Source organism: Microbacterium nanhaiense, assembly GCF_014646015.1.
Taxonomy (GTDB): Bacteria; Actinomycetota; Actinomycetes; order Actinomycetales; family Microbacteriaceae; genus Microbacterium; species Microbacterium nanhaiense.
In genome coordinates this window covers 115,208-136,961 of the sequence record NZ_BMMQ01000007.1, presented here as the reverse complement: position 1 = coordinate 136,961, position 21,754 = coordinate 115,208, and the positions used below count along the sequence as shown (strand labels likewise).

Below are 21,754 nucleotides of genomic sequence, written 5' to 3'. Positions count from 1 at the left end.
TCCCGCTCCGGTCGCAGAATCCGCTCCTCCTCGTCCCGCGAGGAGCGGATTCTGCGACCGGAATCATCATTCGTCGAAGGAGACACCCCTCATGGTCCGGATCGCGATCGATCTCACGCCCTTTAACGACTCCGTTCACCTGCTCGACTTCCCCGACCTCACGGGTGAGCTCGCCGTCCCCGCCGCGTAGTCGATTTCGCTAGCGTAAAAATCCCCAATTCTTATCGTGCTGCACGGCCGAAACCCATCGAAGTGTTTCCCTATCGTCGAGAATGACCCCGATTCCCGACGCCGAGGAGAACCCCGCGTGAGCACCGCATACGACACCAGCCGCATCGAATGGGCGAGGCAGGAGGAGATCGCGGAGCGCATGATCCCGCTCATCGGTCGCCTCTATCGCAGCGGCGGAGTCGTGACGAACATCCTCGGCCGGCGCATCATCAACCGCTCGCCCGCCGAGATCCTTCAGGCGCACCGCTTCACGCGCGAGACGGGCGACGAGGTGCTGGATCCGGAGAAGACGTTCGCGATGCTGGGCGCGCTCGAGCGCGTGGCGGTGGGGCCGGCGTCGATCGACGTGGCGCGGCTCGTGCGAGAGTTCGACGCCGACGGCGGCGCCTGGGGCGAGCCCGAGCTCGCGGGCTTCCTGCGGGAGAAGCTCGCGAGCTCGGACGCCGCCCCGGCCGCGGCCCCGACGGACGTGGTGCTCTACGGATTCGGCCGCATCGGCCGCCTCGTCGCGCGGCTGCTGATCGCGCACCAGGGCTCCGGGCAGGGGCTGCGGCTGCGCGCGATCGTCGTGCGCCGCGGATCCGATGACGACCTGCTCAAGCGCGCCGAACTGCTGCGCCGCGACAGCGTGCACGGCCCGTTCGCGGGCACGATCGAGGTCGATGAGCAGGAGCAGACGATCCTCGCCAACGGCACCCTCATCCGCGTCATCTACGCGAACGACCCCGCCGCGGTCGACTACACGGCGTACGACATCCACGACGCGATCGTCGTCGACAACACGGGGCGCTGGCGCGACGAGGAAGGTCTCGGCCAGCACCTCGCGGCCCCCGGGGTTTCGCGCGTGCTGCTCACCGCGCCCGGCAAGGGCGCCATCAAGAACATCGTGTTCGGCGTCAACAGCGAGCAGCTCGAGCCGAGCGACGCGATCGTGTCGGCGGCCTCATGCACCACCAACGCCATCACCCCCGTCCTCGCGGCAGTCGACGAGGCCTACGGCGTCGTGCGCGGGCACGTCGAGACGGTGCACTCGTTCACGAACGACCAGAACCTCATCGACAATTTCCACCCCGGATCCCGCCGGGGCCGCGCCGCGAGCCTCAACATGGTCATCACCGAGACGGGGGCGGCGAAGGCCGTCGCGAAGGCGCTGCCGCAGCTCGCCGGGCGCCTGACGGGAAGCGCCATCCGCGTTCCCACGCCCAACGTGTCGCTCGCGATCCTCAACCTCGAGCTGGGGCGCGACGTCACGCGGGACGAGATCAATGCCTACCTGCGCCAGACGGCGCTGACCTCGCCCCTGCGGCAGCAGATCGACTACAGCGAGAACCCCGACGCGGTCTCGAGCGACTTCGTCGGCACCAACCGCGCCGGCGTCGTGGACGGGCTCGCGACGCTCGCCGCGGGTGACGACCGCGTGATCTTGTACGTCTGGTACGACAACGAGTTCGGCTACTCGGCGCAGGTGCTGCGCGTGCTCGAGCGCATGGCGGGCGTGCACCCCGCGATCCTGCCGGAGCGTCGCCCCGTCCGCGCGGAGGCCGTGCTCGTCTGAGCGATCCTCACACCGTCTCGTCCGCCGCGATGATGTCGATCTCGTAGAGGTGCGTGTCGGCGGCGGACGCGTCGTGGGCCTCGCGGAACTCGTTGATGACCTCGAGCAGGCGCTCGTTGAGCCGCTCGAACTCGTCCGTCGTGAGGCGGACGTTGGTGTGCACGAACATCGCGTGCTCCTCCGTCTGCCGCCCCGTGACGTATTCCATGCTCCACGCCGCCGTTCGGGTGACGAGCGCGAGGTGGTCGTCGACGATTCCGTGGATGGCGGCGAGGCCGAGCGCCTCGTCCTCCACGGGGTGCTCGGGGCTGCCGATGTTGATGTTCCGGGGCGCCGGTGCCCACACGCGATCGCGCTTATCGCGGGCGAGCGACGGATCCTCCCGGATCAGGTCCGCAGCGGCGAGCGCCCGCAGGTGGAAGCTCAGCTTGTTGGCGGGCACGTCGAGCTCGCGCGACAGGTCGGTCGCCCGCGCGGATTCGAGGCGCAGGAGCGCCCTCATGATGGCGCGGCGCAGCGGGTTGGCGAGGGCCTTGAGCACGGCCGTGGAGGCGGTGGGATCCGCGAGCTCGTCTGCCATGCGCCCACTCTACCGATCCGCAGATAAAGTTGTGCAAGAACAGTTGCGCAATGAAACTTGCGTAACTACAGTGATCGACATGACCGCTCCCTCTCTCCGGCGCACGCCGTCCTACCTGACCTGGTTCGTCAGCGATACGGCGATCGGCCTGACGCGCGCGCTCGCCGGTTTCGCGCTCCCGCTGATCGCGCTCGCCATCACCGACGACCCCGCCCAGGCGGGCACGATCGGCGGCGTCGGCGCGGCCGTGTCGGCCGTCACCATGATGGGCGGGGGAGTGTATGCCGACCGCCACTCGCGCACGCGGCTCCTGCTCCTCGCATCCGTCATCGGCGCCGTCGTCGCCGGCGCCTTCCTGCTGCTCGCGCTCGCGGACGCGCTCACCTTCGCCGCGCTCCTCACCGTCGAGGTGCTGCTCGCCCTGCGCGGCGGATTCTTCGGAATGGCCGGGGAGGCTCTGCTCAAGGACATCGTGCCGAGCGAGGCGATGGGGCGCGCCCAGGGCGCCAACCAGGCGCGCGACGCCGCGATGAACCTCGCGGGCGGCCCGCTCGGCGGGGTTTTGCTGGGCGTCGGCGCGTGGCTCGTCGGGGTCGCGCTCGTGGCCTGCCAGGCGATCGCGGTCGCGACGGCGCTCCTGCTGCGCCGCCGCGTTCCGGATCCGCCCCGCGCGCCCCGCGAGAAGACCGGGGTCTTCGCGGAGGCGCGCGAGGGTATCGTGTGGCTCTTTCGGCGGGCGGATCTGCGTGGGGCGGTGATCGTCATCACCATCATCAACCTCGGGGTCGGCGCGTCGATGACGACCGTGATCTACGCGCTGCAGCAGCGCGGCTTCACCCCGACCGACATCGGCTGGCTCTCGGCCGGTATCGGCGTCGCGATGCTCCTCGGTGCGGTCGCCTCGTCGGCGATCGTGACGCGCGTCGCGACGGGGATCCTCGAGATCCTGGGCATCGGGGCCCTCGCCCTGAGCGTCGCCGTCGTGCCCTTCGTGGAGGACCTGTGGGCGATCGTCGCGATCCTCGCCGCCGGATCCGTGCTGATCCCCGCCATCAACGCGGGCATGGTCGGATACTTCATGGTCGCGGTGCCGACGGAGATGACCGGCCGCGCCATGAGCGCCGCCATGCTGGGCACCTCGGCGGTCGCGCCCCTTTCGCCGCTGATCGCCGGCTTCGGGCTGAGCCTGTTCGGGCGCACCCCGACCCTCATCGTCGCCGCCGCGATCTGTCTCTCCGCCGCGGTCCTCGCGGCGCTGACCCCGTCGCTCCGCGCGATCCCCGCCGAGTCCGGCTGGGCCGAGCACGCGGCGCGGTTCGCCGAGCAGCGGGACCCGCGCGGCGAGCCGAGAGCGTCGACGAGGCCATGATCTGAGTTCGCGGGCCCGCCCCACTAAGATTGAGGCAGACCAGAGGAGGGGCCGTGAGGCGCAACGCGGACGCAGTGGAAGAGGGCGTGTCGATCGCCCTCGCCGCCGTGCGTCTGCAGGTGAAGAACCGGATCCTCGTCGACACGATCGTCGACGGTGACGACTTCGCGCGGGAGGTCTTCGGCGGTGACGCGCGCGAGGCGCTGCTGGCGCTCGCGCGCGAGCAGGACGAGGCGGCCGCGACGATGAGCAAGGCCCGCGCGAAGGCCTGGGGTAAGCACAGCGACCCGCACGGCACGCACGACTACCGCGATCGCGACGTGCGCAACCTCCGCCGCCGCGCCAAGCAGTACGCGGGCGTTGCCAAGAAGCTGCGGGTGATCGCGGAGGACGACGAGCAGATCACCAAGATCGTCGAGGACGCGCGCGACGCCGCCTGGCACGACGTCGAGAACAACATCGACAACCGCCTGCGCATCGAGGCGATGCGCCCCGACGACGACCCCGACTACGAGAAGATGCGCGAAGCGCGCATGCAGGCGCTCATGAGCGTCGACCTGCAGAAGCTCTCGAGCGAGGCGAAGGCGCGCGCGAAGAAGAAGCATTCCAGCTGACGCTCAGACACGCCCGAAGACGGATTCGGATTTCGCGTTTGTCGGCGCGGCGGGGTAAGTTATATGAGTTGCCACGGCAACGGGCGCCCGTAGCTCAATGGATAGAGCATCTGACTACGGATCAGAAGGTTAGGGGTTCGAGTCCCTTCGGGCGCACACTGTGTTGAGACAGTCACGAGAGGCCGGTTCTTCGGAACCGGCCTCTCGGCGTTTCTGGGTATCCGCGGATCGCGCCCCAGATGACGCCGCGTGACTTCACAGAGCGTCACAACGGTGCGGGGCCCGCGAGCGCCGCCTAGCGTGGAGGCATCGCGGCGATCCGGGTGGTCCCGGGGCACGGTTCATACCGTCAGTCGTTGCGGGTTCGACTCCCGCCGTCGCGTCGAACAGCGGGCGCCTACTATCCGAGCGCCTCCTCCAGCGCGCGCAGCACCGCGAGCGCTTCCGCCGGATCCGCGGTGTCGGGCAGCGCCGCGCCGAGCGTTTCCGCCCACTGCGTGCGCAGGCGCTCGACGCTGTCGACCGCGGTGTCCGTCAGCGCAAATCGCACCGCTCGTCTGTCGTCGGGGTCGCTCTCGCGCCGCAACAACGACTTCTCGACGAGCGTCCGCAGCACGGTGCTGGCGTTGCTCGTGCGCAGCTCGAGGTCGGCGGCGAGGTGCGAGGAGGTGATCCCGGGGTTCTGGTCGACGTGCCGCAGGACGAGCGCCTCGAGGGGGCTGAGGGGCACGATCTGCGGATCCTGGTGCGTGCGCGCGTTGAGCTTGCGGGCGATGTGCACGATGCGATCGGCCAGCTCGACGAGAGCCTCGTCGCGCGGAGTGTGCTCGGGGGCCATGCCGCAAGGCTACCCCGTTTGACTTTGCGAATATAGTTATGATTTCATAACTATATGACGATGACCGATTCCGTGCGCACGACCGCTCCGACCGCCCCGCCGACGAAAGGCGGAGGCATCGGCGCGGCGACGCTCTTCGCACTGGCCCTGCTCGCGGCCGTCGCCCCCTTCGGCATCGACCTGTACCTCTCGGCCTTCCCCGCGATGACCTCCGAGCTGTCGACGAGCGCCACGGGCGTGCAGCTGTCGCTGACCGCCTTCCTGCTCGGCGCCGGCGTCGGGCAGGTGCTCTTCGGGCCCTGGTCGGACCGCGCCGGGCGCATGATCCCGCTGCTCACGGGGCTGGCGCTCTTCATCGCGGCCAGCGCCGTCGCCGTGACCGCCGGGAGCATCGAGCTCCTCGTCGTCGCCCGCCTCGCGCAGGGGCTCGGCGGCGCCGCCGGAATGGTGATCGGTCGCGCGATGATCCTCGACCGCGAGTCGGGGCCGGCCGCCGCGCGCGCCCTCAACCTCATGATGATGATCGGCGGCGTCGCCCCCGTCGTGGCGCCGCTCACCGGAAGCCTCCTGGCCGACACCATCGGCTGGCGCGGCCTGCTGTCGATCGTCGGCGCCCTCGGCCTCGTCGCGCTCGCCGCCACCGTGCTGTTCGTGCGCGAGTCGCGGCCGAAGGCGGTCCGCGCCGCGGCGCGCACCGGCGCCCGCGGATCCTGGTCCGGCCTCCTGCGCCGCGGATACGTCGGCCACGTGCTCGCATTCGGCTTCGGCATGGCGATCATGATGGCGTACATCTCGGCGTCGCCGTTCGTCTACCAGGACATGATCGGGCTGTCGGCGCCCCAGTACGGGCTGGCGTTCGCGGTCAACGCGATCGGCCTCGTGGGTGCGACGGCGATCTCCTCGCGCCTGACGAAGCGCTACTCGATCCGTACCCTCACGGCCGCGGGCCTGATGATCAGCCTCCTCGCCGTGCTCGCGATCCTCGTCCTCACGCTGGCCGGAGCAGCCGCGGTGTGGCTGATGGTTCCGCTCTTCCTCGCCATCGCGCCGCTGGGCCTCGTGTTCGGCAACGCGACCGCCCTCGCGCTCTCGGCGGTTCCGCCCGCGGCGACGGGCGCGGCCTCCGCCTTCCTCGGCCTGCTGCAGTTCGTGCTCGCCGGCGTCGTCGCAGCGCTGGTGGGCGTCGGAGGCGAAGCCACCACGCTGCCGCTGGCCCTCACGATGCTGGGCGCCGCAGTCGTCGCGCTCGTCGGGCTCGCGATCGGCCGGACCCGGGAAGAGGGCGAGCCCGAGTAAGCACCCGCGGACGCGCCCGTTCACCCTCCGGACACCGGCGCGCCACCGAGCGTCCCGGATCCGGGTGTTCACTGGCGCGATGGATTCGTGGTCTCGAACGCTACGCAGCGCGATCGCCCTCGGGGCGGTCGCGCTGCTTGCTGCGTGCAGCGCGCACGGGGCGGACGGCGATGCGGCCCCGCCGAACACTCCCGCTCCCCTCGCAAGCGAGGATCCGTACCGGGTGGTTCCGGAGCCCGGGCGCACGATCGAGGCCGCGCCGCCCACCGACGCCGTTGACATCGCCGGGTGGGTTGTCGCCGTCGTCGTGCCGACCGACGACGAGGCGACGCAGACCCTGCGCGCGGCGGCACGGGAGGTCGCGGAGCGCGCGGGCGCCCGCCCCCTGGAGTTCGTGGCGGACGGCGGCGGGACAGGAATCGATGCGGCGTTCGAAGAGGCGCTCGCCGCGGAGGCCGATGTCGTGATCGGCCTGGGCGACGCGACATCGGATGTCTTCTCGTACCTCACCTCGCAGTGGCTCGATCAGCAGTTCCTGATCGTCGGCGCGCAGCTACCCGAGCCGACGGCGAACGTGACGGCCGTGATCTGGCCGGGGGCGACCTCGCGCGGATCCGGCGCGCCCGCCGATGGGGAGCTGGACGCGGCGGGTACCACCCCCGCGCGCGCCGCGGAAGCCGTCGCCGCCGGGCTCGACGCCGTCGCCGACGGCACGACGGGCGTCGTGCTGAGCCTCGCCGGGTGACCACGTCTCCGGGGCGTCAGGCGAACGACACCCTCCGTTCACGTGGGGGTCGGCTGGGGGTCATCCGACCTCTCCAGTGTGTCGTGGGTGCGCGTCTCGCGCGCCTTCCCCCCCACGCACGCTCAGATCGGAGCTCCACCTTGCTGACCACAGACAGCACGCCGCGCCCGCCCGTCGCGGCATCACCCGGCCGCGATGCGCGACACCGCACCGTTCGACGCACCGTCTCCGGAGCACTCCTCGTCTCGCTGACCGCCGGATCCTTTGCCGCCGCGGCCCTCCCCGCCGTCGCCGCCGACGCACCCGAGGGCTCCTCGTCGATCGCCGCGGCCGCGGAGCCCGTCCGCATCGAGGCGGAAAGCTACACCGGCGACAACAACGGCGCCGAGATCAACGGCCGGGTGATCGACACCGGCGTCGAATCGAGCGGCGCAGCCTCCGGCGGATCCCGCGTGAAGAACACCTTCGACGGCGCCGAGATCTCCTACGCCGACGTCGACTTCGGCTCGGCGCCCCTGTCGACGCTGACGCTGCGCTACGTCGTCAACGAGGCGCGCAGCGGCCTCAACTCGTCGATCGAGGTCTATCTCGACGAGAAGACGGAAGAGAACAAGGTCGCGACGGTCGCGATGCCCGCCACGGGCAACGACTGGGAGGCGTACGGGGAGACCACGGTCGATCTGCTGCGCGAGGTCAGCGGCCAGCACACCGTGATCGTCGTCATGCACGCCGACTCGAAGCCCGGCGAGGCCGCCGACTACCCCAACTACGTCGGCAACATCGACTACCTCGAGTTCGGACTCGCGCCCCTGCCCGAGACGTACCTGAGCAGCGAGACGAGCTGGGCCTATTCGGACGACGGCACCGACCCGTCGGGTGACGGATCGCTCGCGTGGACGACGGCCGACTTCGCCGCCTGGAGCCAGGCGAGCGGGCCGTTCGGATCCAAGCGCGGTGCCGCGGACCTCGGCGGCGGCTTCGTCGCGAACACCCTGCTGCAGTACCTCCTCGACGGCTCGGAGAACACCGTGCCGACGTACCACTTCCGCACCGACCTGAGCCTCGACGAGGACGAGCTCGCGCGCCTTCAGTCGCTCAAGGCCACCGTGACCTATGACGACGCCGTGCGCGTGTACGTCAACGGCGAGAAGGTCGCGGGCTTCGCGGACGGCCGCGTGGACGCGGCCGAGAATCAGAACCTCACCTACGCGGGCGAGAGTGCCGGGGATCCCGTCACGGGCACCTTCCAGATCCCCGCCGACGCCCTCGTGGCGGGCGAGAACCAGATCGCCGTCGCGCTCTACCAGGACCGAGAGACGAGCAGCGACATCTACTTCGACTGGCAATCGCTCGCACCCGTCGAGGAGCAGCCCGACCGCCCGGCCGAGATCACCGACATCGTGCTCGGCGTGGGGGCGACGGAGGCCGAGCGCAACCTCGCGTGGTACTCGGACATCGACGTGCCGCAGACGGCTCAGCTGGCGAAGGCCGCCGAGGTGCAGGACGGCGTCTTCCCGGAGACCGCCGTCACCGTCGAGACGAGCGCGGGCGGCCAGGCCACGAGCGGCGAGTACTTCCGCAGCGCGGCGCTCTCCGGCCTCGAGCCGAACACCGAGTACGCCTACCGCGTCGGAAGCGACGAGACCGGCTGGTCGGCCGCGTCGACCTTCCGCACGCAGGACTTCGACGGCGACTTCGAGTTCCTCTTCTTCGGCGACCCGCAGGTGGGGGCCTCGGGCAATCTCGCCTCCGATGAGGCGGGCTGGGTCGACACCATGAACATCGCGACCCAGACCTACCCCGACGCCGAGCTGCTCTTCTCGGCCGGCGACCAGGTCAACACCGCGAGCAGCGAGGCCGAGTACGCGTCCTTCCTCGCACCGACGCAGATGCGCGAGATCCCGCTCGTCGCCACGAACGGCAACCACGACGTCGGGTCGAAGGCCTACCTGCAGCACTTCAACCTGCCGAACCTCGACCTCGAATCGGGTGCGGCCGGCAGCTCGAGCGCCTCGGGCGGCGACTACTGGTTCCTGTACAAGGACGTGCTGTTCATCAACATCAACTCCAACAGCCGCGATTACGCCTCGCACAACGCGTTCATGGAGAAGGTCGTCGCGGAGCAGGGCGACAAGGCGAAGTGGAAGGTGCTCGCCTTCCATCACTCGATCTACTCGGCCGCGGTGCACGCCACCGACAGCGACATCATCGACCGCCGTAACTCGATGCCCCAGAAGATCTCGGAGCTCGGCATCGACATGGTGCTGATGGGCCACGACCACCACTACACCCGCAGCTATCTCATCAACGACGGCCAGATCGCCGATCCCGAGGAGCAGGCCGCGTCCGAGAGCGTCGTGGCGGGCCCGGGCGACGTGCTGTATGTCACCGCGAACTCGGCGAGCGGTTCGAAGTACTACAACCTGAACACCGGCACCGACCTCTGGTGGTCGTCGGTGCGCAACCAGGAGAAGGTGCGCAACTACTCGGCGATCGAGGTCACCGACGAGTCGCTCACGGTCCGGACCCTGCGCAGCCAGGCCAATGGCACCGCGAGCCCGGTCAACAGCGTCGTCGACGAGGTCGTGCTCAGCCGCGCCGACGACGCACAGGACGGGCTGGACGTCTCCGCCTCGGCGAGCACGCGCGTCGTCGCGGGCAAGCAGTACGTCTCGGTGAAGGTGACGAACAACGAAGACGTGCCGGTGGACGTCGTCGTCGAGACCGCGTACGGCTCGAAGTCGTTCTCGGCCGTGCAGCCCGGCGACTCCGCGAACGCGTCGATCAACTCCCGCTCCGCCGCCATTCCCGCCGGCGAGGCGACCGCGACGGCGACCGCCGACGTCGACGGAGCGCAGCTCAGCGTCACCAAGACGGCCGCGTACGACGCCGCCGGTTAACCCCCACTTTCGGTGCCCGCGGCCGATGCCGCGGGCACCCCTTTCAAGGAGATAAAGACATGAAGAAGTCTGTTGTACTGCGCGGCAGCGCGATCGCGTTCGGCGCCGCGCTGCTCGTATCCGCCGGATCCGCCGCGCTCGCCGAGGGCACCGGGGCGGGTGACTCGCAGGGTGTCGACGTCTCGGTCGAGATCGCGCCCGTCGAGGGCCCCGGCGCGCTCGCCATGACGGTGGCCGCCGCGTCGACGAGCCTCGAGGAGAACGGCTCGACCGAGCTCGAGCGCGTCTTCACGGGCAGCCTCCCGACCGTGACGGTGACCGACACCCGCGCGCCGGAAGACGTGCCGGTCGACTCGTTCTGGTACGTCGTCGGCACCGCCAGCGACTTCCACGACTCCGTGGGCGGCGAGACGATCTCGGCGAACCACCTCGGCTGGTCGCCGAAGCTGGTCGCCGGCGAGGGCGAGGGCGAGCCGTTCGTCGAGGTCGGCGGCGACGTCGCCCCGTCGGATCCGGGTCTCGTCGACCAGGAGCTGCTGTACCTCGCCGAGTCGGGTGAGGCGAACGCGGGCGGCGGCGTCTTCAGCGCGACGGCCGACCTCGACCTGGTCGTGCCGGCCGACGTGCCCGCCGGCACCTACACGTCGACGATCACGCTGTCGCTGTTCGAGTGAGTCACCCGATGGGCGGGGCGGGCCGGCGCCCGCCCCGCCCATCCTTCTGGAGGTCCCCCATGCGATCCATCACCCTCGTCGCCGCGCTCGCCGCCGCGACGTTCCTTGCGCCGCTCGGCGCGGCGCCCGCCGTTGCCGCCGAGGAGGAGCCGGTCACCTGGTCGGTCCGTCCGGGCGACGGGAGCGGTGAGGACGGGCGCTCCTGGGTGGAGTGGGACGCGGATCCGGGGGAGGCCCGCACCGACCACATGGTGGTCACGAACCACGGCTCGACCGAGGTCGAGTTCCAGCTCTCGGCGGCCGACGGCTACTTCACCGACACCGGTCGCTTCAACATGCTTCCCTCCGACCATGAGTCGGAGGACGCCGGCACGTGGATCGAGCTGCCGGACAGCGTCGTCGTGCCGCCGGGCGGCGCGGAGGTCGTGCCGTTCACCGTCACCGTCCCCGACGACGCCACTCCCGGCGATCACCCCGCGGGCGTCGCCGCGAGCATCCTCTCCGACGGGGAGGGCAGCATCGGCGTCGAATCGAGGGTGGGCTTCCGCGTGATGACGCGCGTCGAAGGCGAGCTCGTGGCGGCGCTCGATGCGTCCGCGAGCGGATCCTACGATGGCGAGCTCAACCCGTTCCTGCCCGGCGGGATCGACGTCGCGTACGACATCGAGAACAGCGGGAACACGCTGCTGCGCACGCAGCCCACCATCACCGTCGCCGGGCCCTTCGGTATCGGATCCCAGACGATCCAGGGCGCAGAGATCACGGAGATCGCGCCGGGCGAGACCCGCCGCGGCTCGATCCGGATCCCGGACGCCTGGCCGCTGTTCACCTACACGGTGAGCGTCGAGGCCGAGCCGCGGGCGGTGTCCGAGCAGCCGCCGATCGGCGGGGCCGCGGCCGTCCGCGCCGACGCGCAGATCGCCGCGGTGCCGTGGCCGCAACTCGTCGTCGTCCTGATCGCGATCGCCCTGCTCGTGTGGGGTCTCGCGCATCGCCGCCGCGAGCGTGAGCGGGTCGCCGGCCTCATCGCTCAGGCGCGCGAGGAGGCATTCGCCCAGGCGAGCGCCCCGCACCCCGCCGTCGCCGCAACCCGATCCTGAGGAACCCGCACCCATGTCTCTCGCCCTGCGCTCCCGTGCCCTGCTCACCACCGGCGTCGTCGCGGCCCTTCTCGGCGGCGGGCTGACCGCCGCGCCGCCGGCCGTCGCCGACGAGGCCGCCGAACGCGACTACACCGCGCTCGTGAACCCGTTCGTCTCGACGGAGGACGACTTCGGCCAGGATCTCGTCGGCGCCGAGGCGCCGAACTCGATCGTCAAGATCAACCCCATGACGGTGTCCGGCCGCTCGCACTCCGGCTACGACTACGCGGAAGACCAGATCGCTGGTTTCACGCACACGAACCTCAACGGCGTGGGCGGATCCGGCGGCGGCGGTGACCTGCTCGTCGTGCCGACGTACGAGACCTACTCGAGCCGCCCCGCGACCGAGAGCTACGCCAAGGGCTTCAGCCACGACGCCGAGGACGCCTCGCCCGGGTACTACGCCGTTGACCTGCAGACCGCCGGCGGCGCGATCCGCGCCGAGGCGACGACCGATGTGCGTACGGGGCAGGACCGGTTCACCTTCTCGAGTGCGGGATCCGCCTCGCTCGTCGTCGACCTGCGCAACAACTTCACGAACCGCAAGGGCGCCTCGCTCGATGCGGCGATGCTCGACGACGGGCGGGCGTCGCTGGCGGGCGACTTCACGGGCCACTTCAACGGCTACGACTACACGATGCACTACTACGTCGAGACCACCGCCCCGGTCGCGGGCGTGCGCACCTGGGGGAGCGACGGCGCGCTCGGCGAGACCGTCCACCGGGATGGCACCGATATTGGCGCGGTCATCGACCTCGACGTCGCGGCGGGCGAGCAGGTCGGGCTGAAGGTCGCGGTCTCGCCCATCAGCGCCGAGCAGGCGCGGATCGACCTGGCCGCCGAGATGGGCGAGCGCGGCTTCGAGGAGGTGCGCAGCGACACGCGCGCCGTGTGGAACGAGCTGCTGGGGCGCATCGACGTCACCGCGACCGAGACGAGCGATCCCGACGGCGATCTGCAGGAGCTGTTCTACACGCACCTGTACCGCATGTTCGGATCCCCCATGAACGCGACCAGCACGAGCGGTACCTACCGCGGGCTCGACGGCGCCGTGCACGAGTCCGACGGCTACGTGCACTACGACGGCTGGGGCTTCTGGGACGACTTCCGCAAGTACGAGGTGCTGGCGATCGGGTACCCCGATGTCTTCGGCGACATGGCGCAGTCGATCGTCGACCTCTACGCCACCTTCGCGGCCAGCGGCAAGGCATCGCTGGCGAACGTCACGCACGCGGTTCCGACGGTGCGCTTCGAGCGCGCCGCCGTCGTCGTCGCCGACGCGATCGCCAAGGGCGCGCACCTCGAGGGTCTCTCGCGGGCGTGGCCCGCGCTCGTCTCGCAATCGCAGGGCGGATACGCCAACGAAGACAACGAGCGCCGCGGCTACGTCGCGAACGAGGTCGACGACACCCTCGGCACGGCCTACGACGACTGGGCGATGGCGACGATCGCCGACGCGCTCGGCAAGACCGAGGACGCGGAGAACTACCGCCTGCGCGCCGCGAACTGGACGAACCTGTACCGAGACGACGCGGTCACCCTCGCGGACGGGGAGAAGACGGGACTGATCTTCCCGAAGGACGCGAACGGATCCTGGATCTCCGCGGATCCGGAGCGCTTCGAGGCCGGCAACGTCTACCAGGGCACCCTCTGGCAGTACCACTGGTACGCCGCCCCCGACATGGGCGGTCTCATCGAGAAGATGGGCGGCGAGGACACGGCACGGAGCGCGCTGAGCTTCATGTTCGGCGAGCACGCGCCCGACGACGGCTCGCGCATGCTGCACGCCAACGCGAACGAGATCGACCTGCAGGCGCCGTACCTGTTCAACTACGTCGGCGCCCCGTCGAAGACGCAGCACTGGGTGCGCAGCATCTACACGCAGGAGACCTGGAACCGCTACATCGCCACCGGGTCCACGCACGAGTACCCCTCGGGCGGCGGCGAATTCACCCCGCCGATCAAGACGCGGGTGTTCACGAACTCCCCGCGGGGCTTCCTTCCGACGATGGACAACGACACGGGAACGATGTCGTCGACCTTCGTGGCGGCGGCAATGGGACTCTTCCCGGTGCTCGCCGGATCCGACGAGTACCAGATCGGAACGCCGTTCTTCGAGAACGTGCGCATCGATTACCCCTCGGGCCGCGAGCTCGACATCTCGGCCGAGGGCGTATCGCCCGACGCGTATTACGTGCAGTCGGTGAGCCTGAACGGCGCGCCGTTCGACCGCACCTGGGTCACCTACGACCAACTGACCGCGGGCGGAGAGCTCGCCTTCGTGATGGGCGAGGAGCCGTCGGAGTGGGCGGCGGACTCCGTCGCGTCGTCGTCGCTCAGCGACGAGCTTCCGAGCTCGGTGTACGACCCCATCAGCGCGATCTCGGTCTCCTCGCGGGAGTTCCGCGAGGCCGACGCGGGCGACGGCACGATCGGGAACAGCATCGAGCTGAGGATCGCGAACGGCACGTTCGCCGGGTCCGACGGCGCCGACCTCTCTGGCGCGATCACGGCCGAGAACCTCCCCGCGGGCCTCAGACTCGTCGCGACCCGCACCGGAACGCGCACCGCGGCACTGGAGCTCGTGGGAACAGCCGAGGCGTCCACCCCGCTCGACAGCATCGACGATCTCGCGCTAGCCATCTCCGATACCGCGTTCTCACGGAAGCCCTCGAACGGCACGCGCGAGTTCGCCCTCAGGGTGAGCTTCGCAGACCCCGCCGTCGCGGCCGACGTCACGCGGCTGAAGGCCGCAGACGACGGCGCGCTCGATGGCACGGTGACGCTCACGGCGAGCGGAGCGAGCTTCGCCGGCGCGAACGGCCGAGACCTCATCGCCGACGGCGCGCTGACGCTCGCGGGTCTGCCCGACATGGTGTCGGCGTCCGCGGTCGTGCAGGACGCCTCGACCGTCAGGATGAGCCTCGGCGGGAGCATCGGTGACGCCCGTCGCGCCTCCTTCGCGCTGAACTTCACCGACGCGGCCTTCGATGGCGCGTCGGCCACGACGGTGCGCGGCGACGGGATCTCCGGGCTCGGCTCGTTCGTGATCGAACGCGACCAGCGCTGGCGCCAGCAGCTGGAGGCGCTCGCCGCCGAGGCGGCGCTCGTCGTGCGCGGATCCTATTCGTCCGCGTCCTTCGACGCGTTCGACGCGGCCCGCGGATCCGCCGGCGACGTTCTCACGAACGTCGCCGCGACCGACGACGAGCTGCGGTCGGCCTTCGAGGCCCTCGAGCGCGCGGCGGGCGCCCTCGAGATCGAGGCGGTCTCGCTGCGCGTGCGGGTGGAGGCCGAGACCTACGACGCCGACAATGGGGGAGGCCTGAAGAAGGAGGGCGGCGAGGCCCCCTCCGGAAACGTCGGCGGCACGTGGGATGGCGGCACCCTCGAGTACCGCGACCGCGAGTTCGGCTCGGAGCCGCTCACCCACGTGACGGTGAGCACGTCGACGCGCGATGAGCGCGTGGGTGAGAACCGCCGCCTCGAGTTCTACCTCGAGGAGGTGAGCGATGCGGCACGGGTCGGATCCGTGGAGCTGCCGAAGACCGGGGGATGGGATCGATACGTCGAGACCACGGCGGTGCTCGACCGCCCGATCTCGGGCGAGCACACGCTCATCGTCGTCATGCGCGCCGACGCGGTCGAGGGTCAGGAATACGCGTACGTGTCGAATCTGCAGTGGTTCGAGTTCGGTCCGGATCCGTCTCCCGAGGGCGACGTCGACCTGACGGCGTTGAACGACGCCATCGGAGCCGCCGAGCCTCTGCGCGGCGAGGAGGAGCGCTACGTCTCATTCGACTTCGCCGTCTTCGTCGCGGCGCTCGACCGGGCGGCCGCCGTTGCCGCGGCGGGCGACGTCACCCAGGAGCGCGCCGATGAGGCCCAGAGGGTGCTCGACCTCGCAACCGCTCAGCTCGAGTGGCGGCCTGCCCGCCACCTGCCGCTCCTCATCGCGCGGGCCGAGGCCGTGGACCCGGATGCGCACGCCGCCGACGACGTCGCGGCCGTGAACGCGGCTCTCGACGCGGCCCGCACCATCGGATCCGACGCGAGCTACGAGCAGTTCGCCGAGGCGGCGAGCGCGCTGGAAGCGGCGCTCGATGCGCTCGGCGGGCCCGAGGATCCGGGGCTCAACGTCACGGTCGAAGCCGACACGCGCACGGTCGCCGGTAAGAAGTACGTCTCCGTGCGCGTCGCGAACGACGCCGCCATCGCCGTTGACCTCGTGGTCGACACGGCCTACGGATCCAAGACCTTCGCGGGCGTTCAACCCGGCGAGACGGCGAGCGTGTCGGTCAACTCGCGCCTCACCGCGATCCCGGCGGGCGAGGTCACCGTCACCGTGACGGGCGGCGACGCGACCGTCACGCGGACCGCCGCGTACGAGGCGGCGGGCTAAACGAACGGTGGCGCGGGCGGGGGAGCCCCGCGCCACCGAACGGGTTACGACGCGTCGGCCTCCGGGCCCTCGGCCGCGGGCGCCTCGGTGGCTCCCGGGTCGGGGGATCCGCCGGTCGGGGATCCGGCGCCCGTCGCTTCGCCCGCGATCGTCTGCGAGATCGAGTCGGCCTCGCTCTGGAGTGTGTCGGCGTCGATCAGGTCGTCGGCCTGCTCGGAGAGCAGCGCGACGAGCCCGTCGAGGTACTCCTGCGCGGATCCGCTGTCGTAGATCGCCTCCGTGTGCTCGGCGAGAGAGTCGTCGTAGAGCTGCGCGAAGTCGGCGTTCTCGAGGAAGCGCATGGCGAGCACGTTTTCGCCGCCCATCATGCCGCCGGGGCGGCCGCCCTGAGGCAGGTCGTCGGGGAGCTCCGCGCCTTCGGGGAGCTCCATGCCCTCGGGCGGTTCAAATCCCTCGGGGAACTCGGCGCCCTCCGGCATCTCGGGCATGCCCTCGCCATCGCGCTGCGGCATGTCGCCGCCGGGCGCCCCGAAGCCGCCACCCCCGAGGCCGCCGTACGAGAGGTTCTGGTCCCACGCGACCACCGTCATGAGATCGGTGTCCGGATCGTAGTGGAGATAGGAGTTGTTGCCCGGTCCGTCGATGTCGTCGGAGTTCGCGACGAGATCCTGCACCGCGAGGTAGTCCGCGAAGGAATCCACGTCGAGGTAATCGGACAGCTGCTCGGCGAACTCCTCATCGGACGAATTGTTGATGAAGTCGAGGAAGTCGATGAGCGGCGCGTACTGTTCCTCCTCCGAGAGGCCCTCGGCGTCGAACTTCACGTCGAAGACGTCGAGATACTCGGCGCTGTCGTCGCCGCGGTAGGAGTAATCGCCCGACGCGTCGGCCTTATAGGTAATGCCGGTGCCGCCGAATGCGTCCTCGTTCCACGCGTCGTCGTCGGGCACATCGAGCACGAGCCGCAGTCGCTCGTCGCCGCCGTTGACGCTCAGCCGCACGTAGGCGGCGTCCTCCGCCGCGACCCCCGCCTCGTCGAGGACGTGCAGGGCGACGGCCTCGTTGAGCGAGGACTCGGTGTTGTTCCCGCGCACGACGAAGTCCGAGCGCCCCGCGTACTGCTGACCGTCGACGTACTTGTCGAGCCGGATGAGCCAGGGGAGCGAGGCCGGGTCGTCGGCGGATCCGTCGCCGTCGCCCTCGTCCCGCGACGGCTCCTCGTCGGCCTGCGCCTCGCCGTCCTCCTCTTCGCCGGCGCCCGGTGCACCCGGGCGGGCCTCGTTGCCGCCGAGGCCGCGCAGGCTCGAGTTGCCCTTGAGCCGCAGGCCGACATTCTCGAAGGTCGTGCCGTCGATCGTCACCGTGGCGGTGATCCAGTCCTTTTCTTCGGACTCGGCATAGGCGTCGAGCATGGCCTGGTAGTCATCTTCGTCGAATTCGACGGCGACCGTGTGCACGGCGTCCGCGTGGAAGAAGGCCGCCTCGTTGGCGGTGGCGCTGGCGGGCTCGTCGCCACCGGTGCAGCCCGCCGCGACGAGCGCCACGGCGGCGAGCCCGGCAGTCACCGCCGCGACGCGCGTCCCGCGGGCAGCGGGCAGGAGATGATGTCGTGAGGATGCGGAATGATTCATGACGCAAGCGAACCAGCCCCGCCTTATCGAGCCGTTTCCGGAGGCTATGAAACATTCATGACTGTGCGCACACGCGATAATTGGCAATCGCAATGGCACAGAACTTCACGCGTATCCGTGTACTTCCCTAATTTCCTGGTGATTGAGCACGCCCGATGGCACAGAAGTGGCACGCGAGTTGCCGGAGCGGGCATCGCGTTCTTACAGTTTCGATTCAGGCGGCCGGCGGCATCCCGCTCCCCCACACGGGCCGCCAGATGACCCCGCCAATGGAGGCGCCATGACGACAGTTGCAACCCCACGGAAGACTCCCGCGAAGGCGGCTATCGCCTCCTGGGCCGGGACGACGCTGGAGTACTACGACTTCGCGGTCTACGGCACGGCGTCTGCGCTCGTGCTCAACGAACTGTTCTTCCCGGAGGATCTGCCCGCCGGCATCCGCGTCCTGCTCAGCATGGCGACGCTCGCCGTCGGCTACGTGGTCCGTCCGCTCGGCGCATTCATCCTGGGACCGATCGGTGACCGCTACGGACGCAAGGCCGTCATGATGCTCACGCTGTTCGGCATCGGCATCTGTACGTTCATCATCGGCTGCCTGCCGACCTACGATCAGGCCGGCGTGATCGCGCCGATCCTGCTCGTGGTGATCCGCATCATCCAAGGCCTGTCGGTCTCCGGCGAGCAGGCGAGCGCCATCACGATGAGCCTCGAGCACGCGCCGGAGCACCGTCGCGCCTTCACGACGAGCTTCACGACGAGCGGATCGGCGGCCGGTGGTCTCCTCGCGACGGCCGTGTTCATTCCCTTCGCCGCGCTCCCGCAGGATCAGCTGTTCAGCTGGGGTTGGCGCGTGCCGTTCTGGCTGTCGGCGGTCGTTGTCGTGGTGGCGTACATCATCCGCCGCACGCTCGAAGAGACGCCGACCTTCATCGAGACGCAGGCGATCAAGGTTCAGATGGCGCCGATGACGCAGACGCTGCGCTTCCACCGGCTCGCGATCCTCCGCGTCGCGGCGTGTGCGCTCGTCGCGGGCATCAGCTACCTGTTCGCCACCTTCTCGGTGGCCTTCGCGACAACCGGATACGGCCTCGACCGACCGACGATGCTCTGGGTCCCCGTGCTCGCGAGCCTTCTCGCGCTGGCCTACACGCCGCTCGCAGGCCTGCTCGCCGACAAGTTCGGGCGACGCACCGTGTTCCTCATCGGCGTCATCGGTGCGGGGCTGACGACGATCCCCTACCTCTGGTCGATCACGACGGGCAACTGGGCGCTGATCTTCACGCTCGGCATCCTGTGCAACGGTCTCTTCTACTCGACCGCGAACGCCGCCTGGCCGTCGTTCTTCGCCGAGATGTTCCCGCACCGTGTTCGGGTCTCGGGCCTCGCGGTCGGCACGCAGATCGGTTTCGCGATCGCCGGCGCCATCGGCCCCGTCGCCTCGACGGCCCTCGCGGGTGCGGAGCTGACGAGCTGGATCGGTCCGTCGATGCTCGCCATCGCGCTGATGCTGGTCGCCGCCTTCGCGGCGATGACGGCGAAGGAGACGAAGGATCACACGATGGACGAGATCGATGACCTGCAGCAGAGCGATCGCGAGAAGGCCGCGGTAACGGCATCGATCGTGCTGCCCCGGCCGTAGTAGAGCCATTGCGCGGGTGCTCCCGGGGATCCGCAAGTCAGGAGATGAGCCCTATCTCAGGAGCGGAATGATGATCTGCTCCTGAGATAGGGCTCATCTCCTTCTGAACGGATCCGGGAGAGGAACCCTCGGCCGGAAGGGACCCCTCCGGGCCTCAGCCCGCGACCGGCGCCGTCGATGCCCGGACGGTGAGGTGCGCGGAGATGTGGTCGATGCGATCCGTGCGATCGCGCGTCGAGAACCGACCGATGAGCATGTCGACCGCGGCTCGGGCGGCGGTTTCGCCGGGCGAGGTCACGGTCGTCAGCGGCGGGCTCGAGAACGAGGTTCCGAAGATGTCGTCGCACCCGACCACGCTCAGGTCCTGGGGCACGGAGATGCCGAGCTGGCGGAAGCGGTCGAGCGCGCCGATCGCGAGGACGTCGTTGAAGAACACGCAGGCGGTGGCGTGCGTCAACGCCACGGCGTCGGCGGCCGCGGCGCCGTTCGCGAGTGTCGGCTGATACCGTCCGACGGGAATGAGTTCCACGTCGTGCGCGGACGCGGCCTCCGAGAGGGCGTCGAAGCGCGCCCTGTCGGTCCAGGATCCGTGCGGGCCGTGCACGTACGCGACCCGCCGGTGGCCGAGGGAGTGCAGGTAGTGCAGCGACTGGGCGAGGCCCTCCGGGGTGTCGATCACGACGCCGGACAGTCCCGGCGCTTCGCGGTTGATCACGACGGTCGGCACGGTCTGGCTAACGGAACGTAGCGTGTCGTCGTCGACGCGCGGTGAGGAGACGACGATGCCGTCCACCGTGCGGGCCATCTCCCGCAGCCACTGCTCCTCCATTGCGAGCGACTCCTCGGTGCTCACCACGAGGTGCAGATAGCTTGCGGCGCGTATCTGCGCCTGCGCCCCGCGGATGACGTCGAGGTTGAACGGGTTGGTGAGGTTGGGGAGGATGAGGGCGATCGTGCCGCGCGCGAGCCGATCGTCGCGCGCGGGGAGGAGCGCGGAGGAGTAACCCATCTCCTGCGCCTTGCTCGTGATGCGCTGATACATCGCGGGGCTGACCCGGTTCGGGTTCGAAAATGCGCGCGACACGGTCGACGGTGCGATGCCGCACGCCTCGGCGATCTCCGTCAGCGTCACGCGACGCTGCACCCTGCGTTCCGGAATGGCCATCCCCGTCCTCCTTCGTGTCTGCCGCCCTCGGGCGCACGTAATCCTGCACAGATCTTGCCATCGTAGCGCCCACGAGGCTTGATATAAAGCCGTTTTGTCACGCGATCTGGCACAGAGTTGGCAGAACATATGCACCGTCGAATGCCATCGACCTACGCTGATTTCGACAGCAGAAGCACTCAGAGCGGAGGCGGACATGGGCCGGAAGATCGATCTCGTTGCGGATCTCGGCGAGGGATTCGGACCGTGGCGGATGGGCGACGACTCCGCACTGCTCGATGTGCTCAGCTCGGCGAACATCGCCTGCGGTTTTCATGCGGGTGACCCGCAGATCATGGACCAGACCGTGCGCGAGTGCATCGCGCGCGGCGTCGGCATCGGCGCTCACCCGTCCTTTCCCGACCGGCAGGGCTTCGGGCGTCGCGACATGGGCCTGACGGCCGAGGAGGTGCGCACCGACGTGCTCTATCAGCTCGGCGCCCTCCAGGCGGTCGCCGCGTACCACGGATCCGCCGTCACGCACCTCGCCCCGCACGGCCGCCTGGGCAACCTCGTCGCCGTCCGCGAGGACTACGCGGCGGCCGTCGCCGAGGCCGCGCGCAGGGTCGATCCCGAGTTGATTGTGCTCGCGCAGGACGGCGCGCTCGCCGACGCCGCCCGCGCTCAGGGGCTGCGCGTCGGCATCGTCGGCATCGCCGATCGGGCCTACGAGGACGATGGGACGCTCGTGCGCCGCTCCGAACCGGGCGCCGTGATCCACGACGCCGAGGAGATCCGCCGTCGCACCGTGCGGATGGTCGTCGACGGTGTGATCGAGAGCAGGGGCGGCGTGCAGATTCCCGTCGCCTGCGACACGGTGCTCGTGCACGGCGACACCGCGGGCGCGGTTGCGCTCGCGAAGCAGATCCGCGCCGGACTCGAGGCCGAGGGCGTCGAGATCGCCCCGCTGGCCGACTGGCTGCAGTGAGCGCCC

General features: G+C 69.8%; 15 protein-coding genes and 2 tRNA genes. 13 read left to right on the top strand and 4 right to left on the bottom strand.

Translation table 11 applies throughout. The annotated features are described in order from the left end of the window. Nucleotides 1-307: 307 nt before the first annotated feature. The gene (locus tag IEX05_RS11720) at nt 308-1,786 is read left to right on the top strand and encodes a glyceraldehyde-3-phosphate dehydrogenase (RefSeq protein WP_188702088.1); all 1,479 of its coding nucleotides are present in this window, start codon (nt 308-310) and stop codon (nt 1,784-1,786) included. Between the two features lie 7 nt (nt 1,787-1,793). Here the strand turns inward: IEX05_RS11720 and IEX05_RS11715 are convergent, their stop codons facing one another. Continuing rightward, nucleotides 1,794-2,366: a winged helix-turn-helix domain-containing protein gene (locus tag IEX05_RS11715; protein ID WP_188702087.1), complete on the bottom strand. Its 573-nt coding sequence runs from the start codon at nt 2,364-2,366 to the stop codon at nt 1,794-1,796. A gap of 79 nt (nt 2,367-2,445) precedes the next feature. Here IEX05_RS11715 and IEX05_RS11710 point away from each other — a divergent pair, with 79 nt between their 5' ends. The 4 genes from IEX05_RS11710 to IEX05_RS11695 all read left to right on the top strand — a co-directional run bounded on the left by IEX05_RS11710 (nt 2,446) and on the right by IEX05_RS11695 (nt 4,732). Beyond that, nucleotides 2,446-3,735, top strand: coding sequence for an MFS transporter (locus tag IEX05_RS11710; RefSeq protein ID WP_188702085.1), 1,290 nt, complete (start codon nt 2,446-2,448; stop codon nt 3,733-3,735). Between the two features lie 53 nt (nt 3,736-3,788). Continuing rightward, nucleotides 3,789-4,349: an asparagine synthase gene (locus IEX05_RS11705; protein ID WP_188702083.1), complete on the top strand. Its 561-nt coding sequence runs from the start codon at nt 3,789-3,791 to the stop codon at nt 4,347-4,349. An 83-nt stretch (nt 4,350-4,432) separates the two neighbouring features. Next, nucleotides 4,433-4,505, top strand: a tRNA-Arg gene (locus tag IEX05_RS11700). A gap of 154 nt (nt 4,506-4,659) precedes the next feature. Continuing rightward, nucleotides 4,660-4,732, top strand: a tRNA-Met gene (locus IEX05_RS11695). A gap of 17 nt (nt 4,733-4,749) precedes the next feature. Here IEX05_RS11695 and IEX05_RS11690 read toward each other — a convergent pair. Continuing rightward, the gene (locus IEX05_RS11690) at nt 4,750-5,187 is read right to left on the bottom strand and encodes a MarR family winged helix-turn-helix transcriptional regulator (protein WP_188702080.1); all 438 of its coding nucleotides are present in this window, start codon (nt 5,185-5,187) and stop codon (nt 4,750-4,752) included. Between the two features lie 60 nt (nt 5,188-5,247). Here IEX05_RS11690 and IEX05_RS11685 point away from each other — a divergent pair, with 60 nt between their 5' ends. The 6 genes from IEX05_RS11685 (at nt 5,248) to IEX05_RS11660 (ending at nt 16,346) form a co-directional block, all read left to right on the top strand. Beyond that, complete coding sequence (locus IEX05_RS11685; RefSeq protein WP_188702078.1) at nt 5,248-6,483, top strand: multidrug effflux MFS transporter; 1,236 nt, start codon at nt 5,248-5,250, stop codon at nt 6,481-6,483. Between the two features lie 79 nt (nt 6,484-6,562). After that, the gene (locus IEX05_RS11680; protein ID WP_188702076.1) at nt 6,563-7,228 is read left to right on the top strand and encodes a BMP family ABC transporter substrate-binding protein; all 666 of its coding nucleotides are present in this window, start codon (nt 6,563-6,565) and stop codon (nt 7,226-7,228) included. Between the two features lie 140 nt (nt 7,229-7,368). Continuing rightward, nucleotides 7,369-10,128 (top strand): fibronectin type III domain-containing protein, encoded by a 2,760-nt coding sequence (locus tag IEX05_RS11675; RefSeq protein ID WP_229661282.1) that lies wholly within the window; start codon nt 7,369-7,371, stop codon nt 10,126-10,128. Nucleotides 10,129-10,187: 59 nt separating this feature from the next. Then, a complete protein-coding gene (locus IEX05_RS11670; protein WP_188702075.1) occupies nt 10,188-10,802 on the top strand; it encodes a hypothetical protein in 615 nt (204 codons plus the stop codon). Nucleotides 10,803-10,861: 59 nt separating this feature from the next. After that, nucleotides 10,862-11,902 (top strand): COG1470 family protein, encoded by a 1,041-nt coding sequence (locus IEX05_RS11665; RefSeq protein ID WP_188702073.1) that lies wholly within the window; start codon nt 10,862-10,864, stop codon nt 11,900-11,902. 13 nt (nt 11,903-11,915) lie between these two features. After that, nucleotides 11,916-16,346: a glycoside hydrolase domain-containing protein gene (locus tag IEX05_RS11660; RefSeq protein ID WP_188702071.1), complete on the top strand. Its 4,431-nt coding sequence runs from the start codon at nt 11,916-11,918 to the stop codon at nt 16,344-16,346. 44 nt (nt 16,347-16,390) lie between these two features. On the opposite strand, the gene IEX05_RS11655 is transcribed toward IEX05_RS11660, so the two are convergent. Continuing rightward, the gene (locus IEX05_RS11655) at nt 16,391-17,977 is read right to left on the bottom strand and encodes a CotH kinase family protein (protein WP_188702062.1); all 1,587 of its coding nucleotides are present in this window, start codon (nt 17,975-17,977) and stop codon (nt 16,391-16,393) included. A 280-nt stretch (nt 17,978-18,257) separates the two neighbouring features. On the opposite strand from IEX05_RS11655, the gene IEX05_RS11650 reads away from it, so the two are divergent. After that, the gene (locus IEX05_RS11650; protein WP_188702054.1) at nt 18,258-19,616 is read left to right on the top strand and encodes an MFS transporter; all 1,359 of its coding nucleotides are present in this window, start codon (nt 18,258-18,260) and stop codon (nt 19,614-19,616) included. 154 nt (nt 19,617-19,770) lie between these two features. Here IEX05_RS11650 and IEX05_RS11645 read toward each other — a convergent pair whose 3' ends face one another. Next, nucleotides 19,771-20,781 carry a LacI family DNA-binding transcriptional regulator gene (locus IEX05_RS11645; protein ID WP_188702052.1) on the bottom strand — a complete coding sequence of 337 codons (1,011 nt, stop codon included), beginning with the start codon at nt 20,779-20,781 and terminating at the stop codon, nt 19,771-19,773. Nucleotides 20,782-20,977: 196 nt separating this feature from the next. On the opposite strand from IEX05_RS11645, the gene IEX05_RS11640 reads away from it, so the two are divergent. After that, nucleotides 20,978-21,748 carry a LamB/YcsF family protein gene (locus tag IEX05_RS11640; protein WP_188702050.1) on the top strand — a complete coding sequence of 257 codons (771 nt, stop codon included), beginning with the start codon at nt 20,978-20,980 and terminating at the stop codon, nt 21,746-21,748. The last annotated feature ends 6 nt before the right edge of the window (nt 21,749-21,754 follow it).